The sequence below is a fragment of the Rhizobium sp. CG4 genome (genome assembly GCF_023701965.1).
GTDB lineage: Bacteria > Pseudomonadota > Alphaproteobacteria > Rhizobiales > Rhizobiaceae > Agrobacterium.
The window spans coordinates 97,535-111,954 of record NZ_JABAEG010000002.1; the positions used below are offsets into that span (position 1 = coordinate 97,535).

General features: G+C 56.9%; 19 protein-coding genes and 1 other annotated feature. Of the genes, 7 read left to right on the forward strand and 12 right to left on the reverse strand.

Translation table 11 applies throughout. The annotated features are described in order from the left end of the window. Positions 1 to 77: 77 nt before the first annotated feature. Positions 78 to 332 (forward strand): type II toxin-antitoxin system Phd/YefM family antitoxin, encoded by a 255-nt coding sequence (locus HGO37_RS05570; RefSeq protein WP_250982512.1) that lies wholly within the window; start codon positions 78 to 80, stop codon positions 330 to 332. Beyond that, entirely contained in the window at positions 329 to 754 is a 426-nt protein-coding gene (locus HGO37_RS05575) for a hypothetical protein (RefSeq protein WP_250982513.1), read from the forward strand. Before HGO37_RS05570 ends, HGO37_RS05575 begins: the two co-directional genes overlap by 4 nt. 28 nt (positions 755 to 782) lie before the next feature. Here the strand turns inward: HGO37_RS05575 and HGO37_RS05580 are convergent, their stop codons facing one another. Both HGO37_RS05580 and HGO37_RS05585 read right to left on the reverse strand, forming a co-directional pair. Further along, complete coding sequence (locus HGO37_RS05580) at positions 783 to 1,112, reverse strand: nuclear transport factor 2 family protein (protein WP_250982514.1); 330 nt, start codon at positions 1,110 to 1,112, stop codon at positions 783 to 785. Positions 1,113 to 1,178: 66 nt separating this feature from the next. After that, complete coding sequence (locus HGO37_RS05585; RefSeq protein WP_250982515.1) at positions 1,179 to 1,958, reverse strand: SDR family oxidoreductase; 780 nt, start codon at positions 1,956 to 1,958, stop codon at positions 1,179 to 1,181. Between HGO37_RS05585 and HGO37_RS26345 the strand changes: the two genes are divergently transcribed. Together HGO37_RS26345 and HGO37_RS05590 are read left to right on the forward strand one after the other, a co-directional pair. Further along, entirely contained in the window at positions 1,957 to 2,091 is a 135-nt protein-coding gene (locus tag HGO37_RS26345) for a hypothetical protein (RefSeq protein WP_285200480.1), read from the forward strand. The genes HGO37_RS05585 and HGO37_RS26345 overlap by 2 nt on opposite strands. 37 nt (positions 2,092 to 2,128) lie before the next feature. Next, entirely contained in the window at positions 2,129 to 3,049 is a 921-nt protein-coding gene (locus HGO37_RS05590) for a LysR family transcriptional regulator (protein WP_250983216.1), read from the forward strand. Positions 3,050 to 3,098: 49 nt separating this feature from the next. On the opposite strand, the gene HGO37_RS05595 is transcribed toward HGO37_RS05590, so the two are convergent. Continuing rightward, positions 3,099 to 3,734, reverse strand: coding sequence for a glutathione binding-like protein (locus HGO37_RS05595; protein ID WP_250982516.1), 636 nt, complete (start codon positions 3,732 to 3,734; stop codon positions 3,099 to 3,101). 151 nt (positions 3,735 to 3,885) lie between these two features. On the opposite strand from HGO37_RS05595, the gene HGO37_RS05600 reads away from it, so the two are divergent. Continuing rightward, the gene (locus HGO37_RS05600; RefSeq protein WP_250982517.1) at positions 3,886 to 4,215 is read left to right on the forward strand and encodes a winged helix-turn-helix transcriptional regulator; all 330 of its coding nucleotides are present in this window, start codon (positions 3,886 to 3,888) and stop codon (positions 4,213 to 4,215) included. A 47-nt stretch (positions 4,216 to 4,262) separates the two neighbouring features. Here HGO37_RS05600 and HGO37_RS05605 read toward each other — a convergent pair whose 3' ends face one another. The 9 genes from HGO37_RS05605 to HGO37_RS05645 all read right to left on the reverse strand — a co-directional run bounded on the left by HGO37_RS05605 (position 4,263) and on the right by HGO37_RS05645 (position 12,606). After that, positions 4,263 to 4,487, reverse strand: coding sequence for a tautomerase family protein (locus HGO37_RS05605; RefSeq protein ID WP_250982518.1), 225 nt, complete (start codon positions 4,485 to 4,487; stop codon positions 4,263 to 4,265). 27 nt (positions 4,488 to 4,514) lie between these two features. After that, positions 4,515 to 5,258 carry a glutamine amidotransferase gene (locus tag HGO37_RS05610; protein ID WP_250982519.1) on the reverse strand — a complete coding sequence of 248 codons (744 nt, stop codon included), beginning with the start codon at positions 5,256 to 5,258 and terminating at the stop codon, positions 4,515 to 4,517. 167 nt (positions 5,259 to 5,425) lie between these two features. Next, entirely contained in the window at positions 5,426 to 6,115 is a 690-nt protein-coding gene (locus HGO37_RS05615) for a B3/B4 domain-containing protein (protein WP_250982520.1), read from the reverse strand. A gap of 212 nt (positions 6,116 to 6,327) precedes the next feature. Then, complete coding sequence (locus HGO37_RS05620) at positions 6,328 to 6,597, reverse strand: hypothetical protein (protein WP_250982521.1); 270 nt, start codon at positions 6,595 to 6,597, stop codon at positions 6,328 to 6,330. Between the two features lie 90 nt (positions 6,598 to 6,687). Beyond that, complete coding sequence (locus HGO37_RS05625) at positions 6,688 to 7,221, reverse strand: peroxiredoxin (RefSeq protein ID WP_250982522.1); 534 nt, start codon at positions 7,219 to 7,221, stop codon at positions 6,688 to 6,690. A 42-nt stretch (positions 7,222 to 7,263) separates the two neighbouring features. Beyond that, positions 7,264 to 7,752, reverse strand: coding sequence for a pyridoxamine 5'-phosphate oxidase family protein (locus HGO37_RS05630; protein WP_250982523.1), 489 nt, complete (start codon positions 7,750 to 7,752; stop codon positions 7,264 to 7,266). A gap of 33 nt (positions 7,753 to 7,785) precedes the next feature. After that, entirely contained in the window at positions 7,786 to 9,633 is a 1,848-nt protein-coding gene (locus HGO37_RS05635) for a PAS domain-containing sensor histidine kinase (RefSeq protein WP_250982524.1), read from the reverse strand. A gap of 336 nt (positions 9,634 to 9,969) precedes the next feature. Further along, positions 9,970 to 11,370, reverse strand: a complete 1,401-nt coding sequence (locus tag HGO37_RS05640) for an MATE family efflux transporter (RefSeq protein ID WP_250982525.1) — start codon at positions 11,368 to 11,370, stop codon at positions 9,970 to 9,972. A 222-nt stretch (positions 11,371 to 11,592) separates the two neighbouring features. After that, positions 11,593 to 12,606, reverse strand: a complete 1,014-nt coding sequence (locus HGO37_RS05645) for a YeiH family protein (RefSeq protein WP_352230550.1) — start codon at positions 12,604 to 12,606, stop codon at positions 11,593 to 11,595. A 104-nt stretch (positions 12,607 to 12,710) separates the two neighbouring features. Between HGO37_RS05645 and HGO37_RS05650 the strand changes: the two genes are divergently transcribed. Continuing rightward, positions 12,711 to 13,577 (forward strand): LysR substrate-binding domain-containing protein, encoded by an 867-nt coding sequence (locus HGO37_RS05650; RefSeq protein ID WP_250982526.1) that lies wholly within the window; start codon positions 12,711 to 12,713, stop codon positions 13,575 to 13,577. A gap of 119 nt (positions 13,578 to 13,696) precedes the next feature. Further along, positions 13,697 to 14,254 (forward strand): DUF2569 family protein, encoded by a 558-nt coding sequence (locus tag HGO37_RS05655; RefSeq protein ID WP_250982527.1) that lies wholly within the window; start codon positions 13,697 to 13,699, stop codon positions 14,252 to 14,254. Between the two features lie 61 nt (positions 14,255 to 14,315). Next, positions 14,316 to 14,371, forward strand: a sequence feature (sul1 is cis-regulatory element that is thought to sense ions involved in sulfur or methionine metabolism; They are found in Alphaproteobacteria). The last annotated feature ends 49 nt before the right edge of the window (positions 14,372 to 14,420 follow it).

Here is a 14,420-nt window from a genome sequence, read left to right on the forward strand (position 1 = left end):
CACGGGCATGAGGTTGTTGCAACCTTTGACAAATTACGGAAATTCCGTATTTTAAAGAGAACATAAGGAGTTTGGCCATGGCTTACGCAATTCGGGTTGCCGCGACAACCTTCGCAAAAGAGTTTGGCAAATATAGCGACGAAGCGATGGTTTCCGGCGGCGTTGAGGTTACGTCTCACGGTCGTCCAATTGGCGCCTATATCAGCATGAAGGAGCTCGAAAATTATGAGCGCCTGAAAAGCAAGGAGCGCCGTGTCATTCATGCAAGTGACATGGATGACGATATGCTGGGCGCAATCATGAACGCAGAATACGGTAAAGCATCAGAGTGAATTATCCCGATCCTGTACCGGGTTTGGTGATCCGCTTCGATTATCTGTGGGACATTGACCATCAAAAAGGCCTCTCTACCAGCAATAAAGAGAGGCCTTGTGCTATTGTGCTTTACACAAAGGCCACCAACAAAACATTGGTTGTGCCTATCTCGCACTCATATCCCGAGCCTGGACAAGAAGACTATTCACTCGAAATCCCACCCGAAATTTGTGCTGAGATCGGCTTGGACAACGACAGGAACTGGGTGCGAGTTTCAGAGGTCAATGAATTCGAATGGCCCGGTCCGGAATTACGCCCGCGTCCTGAAGATCCGTCACGAGTGGACTACGGAATGGTCCCCGAGGCGTTTTTTTTCGAAATCCGTAAACGCCTCGCCGATGCGGTAGCGCAGCACCGTCTTGGTCTGACAAAGCGATAATCTGTTGCAACACGCTGCAACGAACCGACTACAGCGTGATCTCCAGTTGCTCGATCAGATCGCCACTCAGCACAAAGGCGTAACGCAGGTCCACAGGGCTACCGGGAAAATTGCCGCTGAGGTGGCTGGTGACCACGGTGCGGGCGCCATCCGTTGTGATGTTGAACGGCGTGGCGGTGTATTGGTATTTTGTTGACGCCTCCTCCTTCCATCGACGGATTTCATCGCGGCCGAGATAGGTGTGGCCCTCGTCCCGGACAAAGGCGGTATCAAGGAAACAATTGGCGATATCCGCAGCATTACCCTCTCTATCCGCTGCGAAGTAGGTGGCGATTGCCTTTGGTAGCTGAATTGACATGGTGTTCTCCTTTCAAGCATTCGTGACGTATTGCGGTTTGGCAAAGTGTGTTCCTGGTCGCGACCACTAGACGGTGGGCACGGTGCCACCATCGATAATGTGTTCGGTGCCGGTAATGGACGAAGCGCGGTCCGAGGCGAGAAAGGCTATGAGATCTGCGACCTCCGCCGGTTTTGCAGGACGCCCCAGCGGTATGCCGCCCAGCCCATCCATGATCCTCTGTTTGCCGGCCTCGTAATCTCCGCCGATCTGCTCGGCGATACGATGGGTAAAACGCACCGATGCCTCGGTTTCAATCCAGCCCGGCGACACGCGCACCACCCGCACACCCTTGGGCGACACTTCCTTCGACAACGCCTTGCTATAGGTGGAAAGTGCGGCCTTGGCGGAAGCGTAAGCGGTGGTGGATTCCGGCAGCGGCAGCACCCTTTGAATGGATGAGACATGCACGACCACCCCGTGGCCCTGGGCGACCATGGCTGGAACCAGCGCCCGGTCAAGGCGCACGGCCGGAAACAGGTTGAGATCAAGCTCGCGGCTCCAATCATCATCACCCAGAGCAGCAAAGCCGCCGCCAGGTGCGGATGAACCGCCGAGCATATGCACGATGATATCAAGGCCACCCAAGCGCTGCTGCACGGCCTGCGCCAGTGCCGTTGCACCTTCCGCCGTCGTCAGGTCGGCGGCCAGAAACAGCTCTTCCGGCAGATCATCCGACTTGGTGCGTGCGGCGGTGAGAACCTGCGCGCCCAACTGGCGAAACAGATCAACCGTGGCTTTGCCTGCACCTTTGGTGCCAGCCGTGATCAGCGCGCGTTTGCCGCGCAAGGTTAGAAATTCGGTCATGCTGTCATCTCCTGTAAGCGGCACCGATGAGGTCAAATTGCCCGGCATTTCAGGGCTTCATCCGGTGCGTGTTTCCGATGGAGTGAACGTAACACTCGACATTTATGCCGATAAGTGGGACAAACCGGGATGAGGAATTGCCAATATCGGGACAATTGAATTTTGGTATGATGGAAAAAACCAGCCTTGCGGATCTGAATGCAGTGATGGCGATAACGCGACGCGGCACCTTCCGTGCGGCGGCCATTGACCTGAACATGTCAACGACAGCGCTTAGCCTTGCGATCAACAAGCTGGAGGCGAACCTTGGCGTGCGGCTGTTTAACCGCACCACCCGCAGCCTGTCTTTGACCAGTGCAGGCAAATTGTTCGTTGAGCAGGTTGGCCCCGCCCTGCAAGGCATTGAAAGCGGGCTGGAGGCGGTACGATCGGAGCGCGACACGCCCTCCGGCACCATACGCATCAATGCCGCACCCTTTGCAGCACGCGAGATCATTTCCCCGTTGGTGCTGGAGTTTCTGCGCCGTTACCCTGACATGGTAGTCGACATTGTCACCGAAGGGAGACTGGTTGATATCGTGGCCGACGGGTTTGATCTTGGCGTGCGTGTTGCCGGGCTTATTCCCACCGACATGATTGCCGTGCCGCTTGGACGCCCGCAACGCTATGCCGTTGTGGCGACACCGGAATACCTGGAGAAACATGGCGTGCCGCTGGTGCCGCCCGACCTTCTCAACCATCCGTGCATTCGGGTGCGGTTGCCGGATGGATCGCTGTTTCGGTGGCGGCTAGAAAAAGATGGCGAGATCGTGCAGCTAGATGTGCGCGGGCCGATCATTCTTGATGAGACCAGCCTGTCACGCACCGCCGTGCTGGAACATACCGCCATTGGCTTTTTCTTGGAGCAAAGCGTGCTGGCAGACATCGAGGCTGGACGGTTGACGCGGCTGCTTGACGACTGGACACCGCCCTTTCCCGGCCTTTGCCTCTATTACCCTGGCCGGCGAAACCTGTCAGCAGGCCTCAAGGCCTTTCTGGCGCTGGCCCGCGTCCATGCCGCTGCGGCGCAGAAAGCGACGCGAAGCAGCTAGAATGCAGTTTAACGGCTGTTTTTCTGCCAAGCGCCTGGCGGGACCGTGGTCAGTTCAGGTCCAGACCTTCTTCCAAGAGGGACTTTACAACCGCGTCGCGCGCCTTGACGCGAAGGTACCAGCCTTGAAGATGCTGAAGACCATCAAAATGGATTGGCGCATTGTAATAGGACTTCAACCAGGGCGCCTGCCCCCAGCCGGTCAGGGCAAACAGATAAGCATCCGCGACCGAGAAGTTTTGCCCCATGAGGAATGGTCGCTCTGCGAGATGGTCGTTGAGCCATGAAAACCGTTTTTCCAGCTTTGGCCGCGCGGTGTTGATGTAATCACCCGCCTGCTGCGCATAAAGCAGCGGGATGAAGCCCTTGTGGACTTCCGTTGACAGGAAGCTGAGCATTTCCTGCAACCTGTACCGTTCAAAACTGCCATTTAGCGGCACCAAACCTGCCTGCGGCTTCAAGTCTGCCAGGTACTGAACGATAAAAGGGCCTTCCCGCAAAATAGTGCCATCTGCCAGTTCAAGGGCCGGAATGTAACCGTGCGGGTTGACCTTGTGAAAGTTTTTGCCCTGCTGCGTGGTGTGATCATTGTGATCCACCTTTATGAAGTCGACCTCAAGACCCAGTTCGTTTGCGACAATGTGAGGCGAAAGCGAGCAGGCTGCGGGCATATAATAAAGTTTCATTGCTGGTATTCTCCATAGAATTCAACACCATCCTTGCGCTTGCAGAAGGTGCGGACTCTATGTATTTCAGGTGGTATATAAACGTAAGAACGCAAAAGTTTGTCATCTAGGTACATAAATTATACCTGGTATGGCAAAGAGGTCATGCCCCATGAAAGACACGGTATCCGGCTGTTCCGTTGAAGAAGCGATGCATCTGCTTGGCGGGCGTTGGCGCCTGTTGATCGTCTCCTACCTCGTGGATGGCCCGAAGCGCTTCAACGAATTGCGCAGACTGATACCGGGCATTTCGCAGCGCATGCTGACCCTTGATTTGCGCACGCTTGAAGAGGCCACGATGGTTCAGCGAACGGTGTATCCCACCGTGCCGGTAAAGGTGGAATATGCCCTGACCGAAGATGGCAAACGTCTGGAAAACGTGGTCAGCGTTGTCAAGGAGTTCGGCCTGTGGCTGAAAGCGCGCAACGTCGACGAGGTCTGACCTCCACCTTGAAACGGATTTCGTTCACCATGGCCGGAAAGCGCTGATCACGCCGGGTTCTGCGCCTTGGCCTTTTGCCGGCGCACGGTGATGGATTCACCGCCAATGCCCCAATTGTCCATAGCCACTTCGTCAATGACGACAACTGTCGTGGCCGGGTTCTTGTTGAGCACCCGCTGCAAAAGATCGGTTACGCCACGGATCAGCTCGGCTTTCTGTTCGGCCGTTGGTGCTTCGGAACCGCCGGTGACCTTGATGTTGACATAGGGCATTTCAAAACCTCGTTTGCGCTGTTGTTGTCAGGCTGGCTCAGTCGTTGGCTGGTGGTTCAGCGCATGGGCAACAAAACGGCGCAGCAGCGCCAGCGGCTCGCCCGCATGCTCAACGCCGGCCAGCAGGCGATCGGGATCACGCCCCTCGGCACGCAGCACATCTGCCCGCATGCGTATGATGGCCGCAGAAATTTCCGGCGTGAATTCCGGGTGGAATTGCGTGGAAATGGCGTTGCGGCCATAACGTACGATCTGATGCGGATCATGGCTGGAAGCGGCCAGCGCTTGCGCGCCCTCCGGCAGGCGGATGACCGTCTGCATATGGGTGAGATGGGCAGGAAACTGCGCTGGCATGGCGCTGACCAGCGGATCCCGTTCAGCACCCGGCAAAAGGCGAACCGTCTGCGTGCCGATTTCGCGGCCTTCAGGGTGATAGTCCACCTCACCGCCCAGCGCATGGGTAATCAGCTGATGGCCGTAACAGACACCAAACAGCGGCAGGTCGATGGCCATGGCCTGCCGTATCCACTCTGCCGTTGCCTCGCTCCATGGCAGACGGTCTGTCACCATATCCCAAGAGCCGGTGATGATGGCGCCTTTTACGCTATCGGGCGCTGGCAGGCTTTCACCCTCAAACACCCTGATGACCGCAAGGGTTTCTGTGTCGGGGCCTACGGCACGCTGAAACCATAGCGGCAGATCGCCCAGCGGCTTTCTGATATCATCCGGTGGTGTGCCGACTTGAATGAGAAGCAAGGGATAAGAGGCCAAGGCGTGAATTTCCCTGATGGCAAGAGTTGAGGTCTGATCGGCCGGAAAGGCCAGATATCAGGTGTTATGGCCGGACTTTAGCGTGACACTCTCATCCTGAAAAATGAATAATTCTGGATGTGGCTTTGCGTGCAACGGAGCATCGCAGATGAAGCAGGAATGGTGGCTCAAGCGCCAATGCCGATTTGTGTACGGGAAATCTTGCAGCCTGGCATCAGCACCTTGAGGCCATCCACCAGCATGGACGCGGCATCATCCAGCGCCTGTTGCGGCATGGTATCGAGGCTTTCCAGCACGAACCACATGTACCCATGCGTATTGTCCAGCCGCGTGCGCACGCCCTGACGCCAGTTCCAGCGGCGGCAGGTCACACCCACCTCATCACGCCAGATCACCTCACCCGGTTCGGGATGTTCGGTTGTGGCCTCGCCATTCATGACAGTATCAAAGACCTCCGTGCCATCCGCCAATGTCAGAAAGGGATGGCCGACATAGGCCAGCGCATTTTCACCACCCACCGGAATGGCATAACGCAGGCTAACAGCATTATAGAGATCCACGACAGGATTGATGGACGGCATGCCGCCATCTTTCAGCACCCGTTTGCGCAGTGCCTGCGCCGAACACGGTGTGCGGTTGGGTTTTGCACCAAAACGCTGATAGGCATCCGCCCAACTGGCAAGGTGCGGCTCTGCCCAGTCCGGGCCGCCCGCCACCACAGAAGCGCAAGCGCTCTGCAAGATTTCCGGATCAAGCGCGCCACGCCCTGCGGACACGGCATCAACCAGAATGCTGACCGCCCTGAAACCAGGGGCAATGGTGCTAATGCGGCTATCGATAACAGGCAGTTCAAACATTCACATTCATCTCCATCATGGTCTGATCAGGCGTGGTCCGCAGGAAAGAAATCGTAGATGCGACGCCCGCGCCTCCGTTCTTATGACCCAGCACTGGACTGAATATGAGAGCCAGTTGGCAAGAAAAATACCGGTCCAGTTTGGCAGCGACAATCAGCCTGGCTGATCGTTTGTACCGGCCGTCGCCCTATGGCCATCGTAACGCCGGATAGTCAGCTGGCAGCCTGCACGGCCTGGCTAACACGCTGCGCGATATCGTTGATGGTGTTTTCATCCCCCGATATGGACAGGCCCATATAGGTCTCTGCCTCAACGGTGATGTCCTGACCGGCGAGCTGCCAGAGAAAGGTTTCAACCTCCTGCGACCCGGCGACAACCCAGTTGCGGTTTTCCAGCACAGCACCCAACTGCAACATCACCTGCACGAGCACGGCGCGCAAATGCTGGTCATATTCATCGCCGAGAACAAGCGTTGTTGTCATGACCTTCGGACGGCAGGAGCGGAAAACTGCTCATTTTGAAGGATTTCCTTCAAGGAGATGGTGACAGGCTTTCGTGGCATGGGATGTCTCTTACGTACGGCTGCGCAGCCAGTCGATGACGTCATGCGCGTTTTTCTCCGGTGGAAAGACCGGGTAAAACACATGGGCGATGCGGCCATTTTCGATGATCATGGTCAGACGTTTGAAAAGTGTCAGGCCAGCCGCATCAAAGGTTGGCAGACGCAAGGCATCCGCCAGAGACAGGCCGCTATCCGACAACAAGGGAAATGGCAAATGCAGCCTTTCGGCGGCCTCTTTCTGGTAGTCCGTTGTTTGGGTTGAAAGGCCAAACACCCTTGATGCGCCGAGTTGTTTCAGCTCCGCAAAATGATCCCGGAAGGCGCAGGATTGCGGTGTGCAGCCCCGGGCGCCGGGTATGGTGTCCCAGCCATCAAGCGCTGCGCCATCCGGCGGACTGGTGCGCGGATAGGCATAGATGACCGTCAAGCCGGGTTGGTTGAGGGAAACGCTTGTACCATCGGTGGCTGGCAGCGTGAGTTCAGGCACGGCCATGCCCTTAAGATGGGACGCTGCGCCATCATCCTGTGGGGCTGGTGTTGTCATTACCGTAATCCTTCCTCTTTTAGGCCTGCCAGAAGACAGTGCTTATTTCTGGATGGGCGCGACACCATAGGTGTCGTAGGCGCTTTGCATGCGCTGCTGGTCGCTGCGTTGCGGAAACAGTTTGTAGCTGGGTGCCCAGATGCGGGAAATGCGGCTGATCTTGATGGCGATGACATGACGGATGGGAAAATCATCGCCCGCCATGCGCAGCAAGTCTGCGCCGAGATCAGCAAAATCCGGGTCATCAGGCGCAATTATTCTGGCTGTGCCGACAATCTTGAAACCGCGCTGGCGAAACACATCAACAAAGCTGACGCAGGCGGTTGCATGAGCGTGGAGATTGCGCACCGTGTTGGTGGAGGCAATATCTGCCACCACAATATGGTCGTCCCCATAAGAGCCGAAGATTTCCTTGGGGCTGACATTGGGCGTGCCATCGGCGTCGACAGTGGCAAGCCAGCAGAGAACGGAGTTTTCAATGTCCGTTTTCACCGCATCGTTTAACCGGTGGCCGCTCTGCGGTTCGTTCATGACAGTTTCTCCGACATCGGCCGTCAGCCAAGATCATTCGTGAAGGATTTTGCCGACCAGATTAAATCGTACACCTGACGGCAAGTAGGACAAGGTGCAGGCACCTTCAAAATACGGGGCGACGCTGCGTTCTATCAGCCGCGAGCCAAAGCCCTTTTTCTTCGGTGCAACGACGGTGGGACCGCCCACTTCCACCCAGTCGAAGACGAAATCGCCATCCTCGCTGACCGACCACTGAATTTCTATGGTTCCTTCAATGACCGACAGCGAGCCATACTTGGTGGCATTGGTGGCAAGCTCATGAATGGCCAGCGATAATCCCAGCCCCTGCTGTGCCGAAAGGCGGATGGACGGGCCAACAAAGGAAAAGCGGTCACCGCCGCCGAGATAGGGTTTCAGCGCCATATCCAGCACCTCGCGGATATCTGCCGATGCCCAGTTGGTATTGGTCAGGATATCTTGCGCGCGCGACATGGCAGAAAGCCGTGCGGAGATGACCTCCTGTGCCAGGCTGGTGTCATCGGCATTGCGCAAAGACTGGCTGACAATGGCCTGCACCATGGCCAGAGAATTCTTGATGCGATGGGAAAGCTCGTTGGTGAGTTCCCGTTGCCGCGCTTCCACCGCCTTGGTTTCCGAAATGTCCTGCACCAGCGTGTAAAAGCCTTCAACCTTGCCACTGCCGCTGACACGCGGAATATACTCAACGCTGATGTCGCGGTGCGAGGTCGTGGAATACGGCATGCGCTGTTCAAAATGCAGTCGCTCTCCAGCCAGTGCTGCATCAATCCAGTGTTTGACCTTGGCGTAAGCATCTGGCCCGACCACTTCCAGTAGGGTCTTGCCGATGAGCGATTCCCGCTTTCTTGGAAACCAGGTTTCATAGAACTTGTTGACGAACTGGTAGCGCTCATTCTTGTCGACATAGGAGATCAGAACCGGAAGCGCATCGGTGAGTGTTTGCAGTTCACTTTCACGAACGGACAAAGCGCGCTGGGCTTCCAGATGGGCGGTCACATCGTGGCCACCAACAAAAATGCCGGTGACATGGCCGGTTTCGTCATGCAGCGCCTGGAAGACGAAATCGATAAATCGATCCTTTGTCTCGCCTGCAAGCCTGACCTTCATTCCGGTGGCGGAAAAAGCATTGCCCTCTGCATAAACTCGGTCCAAGACCTCAAAAACGCCCTGTCCTTCCAGTTCAGGCAGTGCCTCCTTTGCCGGAAGGCCGATGAGGTGCCGTCCACCGGTAATGTCGCGATAGGCATCATTGGCATATTCATAGATGTGGTTTTCGCCGCGCAGAACGGCGACAAAACCCGGCATTTTCTGGAACATCGTCTGCTGTTGCTGCGCCCGTTGCGTTAGGCGACGTTCATTCAGCACAACATCCGTGACGTCAGAGACATTGATGAAGATACCGCCGATGCTGCCGGTTTCGGTTCTGATCGGCGTGTAGGCGTAGTCCCAGAAGGTTTCAACGCTTTTGCCTGACCGGCTGAAAGTCATTGGCTGCCGGCGTTCGCTCAGTCCTTCACCCGCCATGACGCGCTTGAGCCTTTCGCCCACGGCAGGAAACAATTCCGGCCACACATCGGCAGCAGGTTTTCCCATGGCGGCGGGATGGCGCTCGGCCAGCACCGGCACATATGCGTCGTTGTAAAAGAGTATGTTATTTGCGCCCCATAACACCGCACAAGGCGCGCTGGAGCCGAGGCAGATTGACAAAGCCGCCTTCAAGGCCGCGGGCCATATGGACACATCTCCGACCGATGTTGTCCGCCAATCATTGGAACGGATGAGTTGACCTGCCAGCCCGCCTGCCCCCATGAATGCGAAGACATCGTCCTGCCCGTTATTTTCCGCGTCTGATGTATTCATCTAGCAGTGGCGCTCCGTGGCCGCTCATGTGTGGCCGATTGTATAAAGTTTGTTAGCAGGAGGAATGCGTGCTGTCACCGCAGACCTTGATCACCCCTGCACCTTGTAATCCTGCGTACCGACAGAAAACCATACCCGATATCAGCCGCTTCGACACTGGTCAGGCACTGGTCAGGCACTGTTTAACGACTCATTATGGAGATTTAAGACGTTGCAAAATAAGCTATTTTTTACCGCCCGCAATGGCAGGTGGTGGCGGTTGACAATTGGCCGCAGGGATTGGCTCAGGTTCCGGCGGCAGCGAACCGCCGCCGGAGGTCAAATCCAGCCGCTCTGCTAGCTGACAGCCCCGCGCCGTGCGGCTTTAGGGTATGTTTTTACAAGCAGCCAGATGGCAATTACCGTGACGATGGCCTCTGCTGCCGGATAGGCAAACCAGATGGAATTTGCCGTGGTCAACAAGGCCAAAGCTATGATGAGACCCGGCAACAGGACGAAGGATTTGGTCAGGGTAAGCAGGCCAGCCCGGGCGGGTTGGCCAATGGCCTGACAATAAAGCCCGAACATAAAGACTGGCCCTGACAGCATGTAAAGCGCCATCATTGGCCGCACTATGCGGCTGACTTCCGCGATAACCTGCATGTCCGTCATGAAGATTGACGCCACGACATGGGATTGGGACAGCAGCACAAGTTCCACCACCGCGCCGTAAACAAGGGCCGTGCCGGCGGCAATGGCCGCCACGCGTCTGGCACGCTGATAAAACCCGGCACCGGCATTGTTACCGGCGATGCTTTGCATGGACAGGCCAAGCGCCATCATGGGCAGGAAGGCAAAACCGAGAATGCGAGTGATGACACCATAGGCGGCCATGGTGTGCAATTGCGCCTGGCCCTGTTGTATCTCGCTGTGTTGTATCGCGCTTTGCTGCGACAATACGGCCAGCACACAGGTTGCGGTAAAGGCCATGCCAATGAAGCTGAGACTGACCGGTGCGCCAAGCGCCACAAATTGCCGCCAGCTGCCGAACCAGCCGTGCTGCCACAGGCCGGAAAGCGGCAGCAAGGTGGGGCTGCGCCTGCGCCCTTCCAGCAACAGGGCAAGGCCAATGATTTGCGCCAGCACCGTGCTGCCGGTCGAACCGGCCACGCCCAAACCGCACAACACGATAAGCACGTAGTTGAGCAGGATGTTGAGCGCGGTGACACCCAGCGACAGCAATGCCATGCTGCCGGCCCGCCCTTCATTGCGCCAGGCATCGGCATGCAGTGCCAGCACGAATTGCACCGGGCTGCCAGCCAGCGATATCATGAGGAATTGCCAGACCATGTCTGCCACGACGGGATCTGCACCGGCCATGTGGCGGGCAAATGCCGGACCGCCCAGCAGAAACATCAGCGCAAGTGCTAGACCGAGAACCAGCGCAAGACCGTGGGCGCTTGCAAAGGTGGCCGCGGCGTCTGCCCTGGCGCCACGCCCCAGCTGGCGGGCAAACATGCTGGACATGCCGCTGCTGACCAGTGTCGACAGGGCAATGGCCAGCATGAGCACGGGAAAGGATATGCCAATGGCGGTAATGGCTTCTGGCCCGACAAAATGGCCGAGAAAAGCGGCATCGATGATGCCGAGCAGGCCGTTCATGGTCATGACCACAGCCATGGGAATGGCTGTTGTTGCGAAGACCTTGCCCAAGGGCGCGGTCAGGAAATGATTATCCGGTGATGGTCTTTGCGACATCACTCACTCCTCAGATGAGGCATTTCGATATGTGATGGGAGCCTGCGTTGCCACCAACGAAATGCATCGAGGGTGAGAAGGGTTTTAAAATCGGGCTTCACCGGGACGTTACGTCTGCAGGCGGCAGGTGCACGAAACCTTGACCACCGGAAAACCATTTTCCCCTGACTTTGTCAATTCCGCCTGGGCGGCCGATCGCCCCTGCCCTTGTTTCAGATGCGCTTATTGCGGGTGAAACATCATCAGGCCTGCAACACCCAGTGCACCCAAAGCGGCAAGCGACAGGATGCCAGCCACCAGCACCCGGCCGCCAGAGGCAAAGACCGTGCGCATGTTAACCGACAGGCCAAGCGCCGCCATCGACACTGTGGTGAGAATGGCCGAACTACCCTTGGCGACATCCACGGCAGTATCAGGAATGATGGCAAGGCTGCGCAGGCACATGGTGAGGAAAAAGCCAATGATGAACCACGGCACCAGACGGGCAAGTGACAGGCGTTCCCCCTGCATGGCGGCACCGCCCTTAAACAGGCGCAACAGGAGCACGACCGGCCCCAGCATCAACACGCGCATCAGCTTGACCAGCGTACCGATCTGCACACTGGCGGCACCGACCGGTGCGGTGGCGGCCAGCACCTGCGGCACGGCGTAAACCGTCATGCCGGCAAAAACGCCATATTGCCATTCACTGACCGGGAAAATAGGAAACAGCGACGGCAAAAGCAGCACGACCACCACACCCAGCGCGGCGGTAAAGGCAATGGAGGCTGCGACATCATCCGACTTTGCACCAATGACTGGGGCTGCGGCGACAATGGCCGAATTGCCGCAGATGGAGGTGCCGCAGGCAACCAGCGTTGCCAGATGGTCCGGCAGGCCCAGCAAACGACAGAGGCTGTAACTGGCAATCAGCGACAGGATGACCGTGCAGGCCACCACGCCAATCATCAGGCTGCCGGCATCGGCAATGGTGGCAAGGCTGACCGACGCACCCAGCAGCACGATGGCAATTTCCAATACGAACTTGGCGGAGAAATCGACCCCGGCCTTGAGGAACGGCGCGAGGCCGAAACAGGTGTGCAGCAGCGTGCCAAGAACGATGGCAATGACCAGGGCATCCACCAGTTCATGACCCAGTACGGCCTTTTCAACCGCAACCAGCCCCTGCGCGGCAAATGTGATGCCAACAGCAAGAACAAGACCGGGACCGATTTCCAACATAGACCGAACAGACAAAATAAACCCCCAAACCACTTACATCTGAGAGAATATTCGTCCAATTCGTTTGCGTATATCGAATAATATTTGACATTTCATTCGATAAAAACGAACGATTGGTCATGACCTTTGAACAGCTGGTAATTTTTGTCGCCACCGCAGAACGGCAACACCTGACGCAGGCCGCCAATGCGCTGCGGCTGACGCCCTCTGCCGTCAGTGCCTCCATCAAGGCGCTGGAGACGTTTTATGCCGTCAAACTGTTTGACCGGGTCGGCCGCGGCATTCAGTTGACCCGAGAAGGCAGAGTGTTGCTGAAAGAAGCCAAGGAAACGCTGGCGCGGGTGAAAGAAACCGAGTCGGTGCTGGCGGAGCTTGGCAAGCTGAACACCGGCAGCCTGGATGTTCAGGCCAGCCAGACCATTGCCAATTACTGGCTGCCTTCGCGGCTGCTTGGTTTTTCCGCCAGCTATCCCGGCATTCAACTGAACATGACGATTGGCAACACCGCAACGGTTGCGGCAGCTGTGATCAACGGCGATGCGGAGCTGGGCTTTATAGAAGGTGCGCTTGATGAGCCGCTGCTTTCCACCGCCACGATCACCAGCGACAAGTTGGTGGTGGTGTCCAAGGCCGGCGCTGTCCAACCAGATGATGCGCTGACGTCGCTGAAATGGATCATGCGCGAACAGGGTTCCGGCACACGGTCCGTGCTGGAACAGGCACTGAAAGAGCAGGCCATCGACCCGCACGCGCTGGACATTCGTTTCGTGCTGCCCTCCAACGAGGCGCTATTAACCGCCGTTTTGCAAGGCGGCTGCGTGACCGCGCTGTCGCAGATGATCGTGTCGCCTTTCCTGGAAAACGGCCAACTGCAGGTGCTGGATTTTGACCTGCCGCCACGCCGTTTTACGCTGCTGCGCCACAAGGAAAGGCACAGAACGGCCGTGGCACGGGAGTTTGAGGCCTATTGCCACGTACATGCCTGAACCAAGGATTGAACCAACGATCGGTCTGATAACGCACGAACCCGCGCCAAACACATCCGCACGTTTGTGTTTTATTCACGGTTGCAATAGATGGTTGCGCTGATAATTTCGGGGGAATCATGGGCGCTTTTTCTATCTGGCACTGGATCATTCTGTTGGCCATCCTTGGCGGCATAGCGGTGATTGTCAGAAAATCGCGCAGCGCGCGGGCCACGGACAATACGGACCCCACCAAAGTCAACTCGGAGCTTGAGGGTATTGGCGGCTGGTTGGTTGTCTTGCTGGTGCTGCAGACCTTGGGCATTTTGAACATCGTACTTTCGGCGCATCTAAATTTCAAAGGTTATGACGGACTGTGGGACGTTCCCAACATAAGCTTTGTCATTTTTACCGACGTTGCCATGAACATTGTGCAGCTGGCGCTTGGGTTGACCGTTCTTTGGGCGGGCCTCAACAAAAAGCGGATCTTCGTTGATCTGTTTTTCTATCAATGGCTGTTAACGCCAGTGCTGTTCATCCTCGGCCTTGCCATTGCCGGTAGCCTGCTGGGCGGTAGTTTTTCCGATCTCTTGACCGTAGGCGAACTCCGCGAGCTGTTTCCACAGGTCTTCTTTGGCGGTCTTTGGGTCTGGTACACACGCGCCTCAGTGCGTGTGAAAAACACCATGGTGAACTGACGGCCGGTCTGCACACGCTTTGTTGCATCCGCCCGTGATCCACGCTAATGAGGCACATCCACAAGGACCCGGTGAAATTCCGGGTGGCTCTTCTGGCCGCCGATCCGCCAGACAACACAGCAACGCAACTTCATCATTGTTTATGGACCCGACTTCGGTTTGGCCC

What these genes read in the sequence shown, in the direction of transcription:
- HGO37_RS05590 (WP_250983216.1), top strand. Translation starts at nt 2,129, where the DNA reads ATGGAAAAAACCAGCCTTGCGGATCTGAATGCAGTGATGGCGATAACG.
- HGO37_RS05615 (WP_250982520.1), bottom strand. Translation starts at nt 6,115, where the DNA reads ATGTTTGAACTGCCTGTTATCGATAGCCGCATTAGCACCATTGCCCCT.
- HGO37_RS05570 (WP_250982512.1), top strand. Translation starts at nt 78, where the DNA reads ATGGCTTACGCAATTCGGGTTGCCGCGACAACCTTCGCAAAAGAGTTT.
- HGO37_RS26345 (WP_285200480.1), top strand. Translation starts at nt 1,957, where the DNA reads ATGCTGTCATCTCCTGTAAGCGGCACCGATGAGGTCAAATTGCCCGGC.
- HGO37_RS05635 (WP_250982524.1), bottom strand. Translation starts at nt 9,633, where the DNA reads ATGAATACATCAGACGCGGAAAATAACGGGCAGGACGATGTCTTCGCA.
- HGO37_RS05650 (WP_250982526.1), top strand. Translation starts at nt 12,711, where the DNA reads ATGACCTTTGAACAGCTGGTAATTTTTGTCGCCACCGCAGAACGGCAA.
- HGO37_RS05655 (WP_250982527.1), top strand. Translation starts at nt 13,697, where the DNA reads ATGGGCGCTTTTTCTATCTGGCACTGGATCATTCTGTTGGCCATCCTT.
- HGO37_RS05580 (WP_250982514.1), bottom strand. Translation starts at nt 1,112, where the DNA reads ATGTCAATTCAGCTACCAAAGGCAATCGCCACCTACTTCGCAGCGGAT.
- HGO37_RS05600 (WP_250982517.1), top strand. Translation starts at nt 3,886, where the DNA reads ATGAAAGACACGGTATCCGGCTGTTCCGTTGAAGAAGCGATGCATCTG.
- HGO37_RS05630 (WP_250982523.1), bottom strand. Translation starts at nt 7,752, where the DNA reads ATGAACGAACCGCAGAGCGGCCACCGGTTAAACGATGCGGTGAAAACG.
- HGO37_RS05605 (WP_250982518.1), bottom strand. Translation starts at nt 4,487, where the DNA reads ATGCCCTATGTCAACATCAAGGTCACCGGCGGTTCCGAAGCACCAACG.
- HGO37_RS05620 (WP_250982521.1), bottom strand. Translation starts at nt 6,597, where the DNA reads ATGACAACAACGCTTGTTCTCGGCGATGAATATGACCAGCATTTGCGC.
- HGO37_RS05625 (WP_250982522.1), bottom strand. Translation starts at nt 7,221, where the DNA reads ATGACAACACCAGCCCCACAGGATGATGGCGCAGCGTCCCATCTTAAG.
- HGO37_RS05595 (WP_250982516.1), bottom strand. Translation starts at nt 3,734, where the DNA reads ATGAAACTTTATTATATGCCCGCAGCCTGCTCGCTTTCGCCTCACATT.
- HGO37_RS05585 (WP_250982515.1), bottom strand. Translation starts at nt 1,958, where the DNA reads ATGACCGAATTTCTAACCTTGCGCGGCAAACGCGCGCTGATCACGGCT.
- HGO37_RS05640 (WP_250982525.1), bottom strand. Translation starts at nt 11,370, where the DNA reads ATGTCGCAAAGACCATCACCGGATAATCATTTCCTGACCGCGCCCTTG.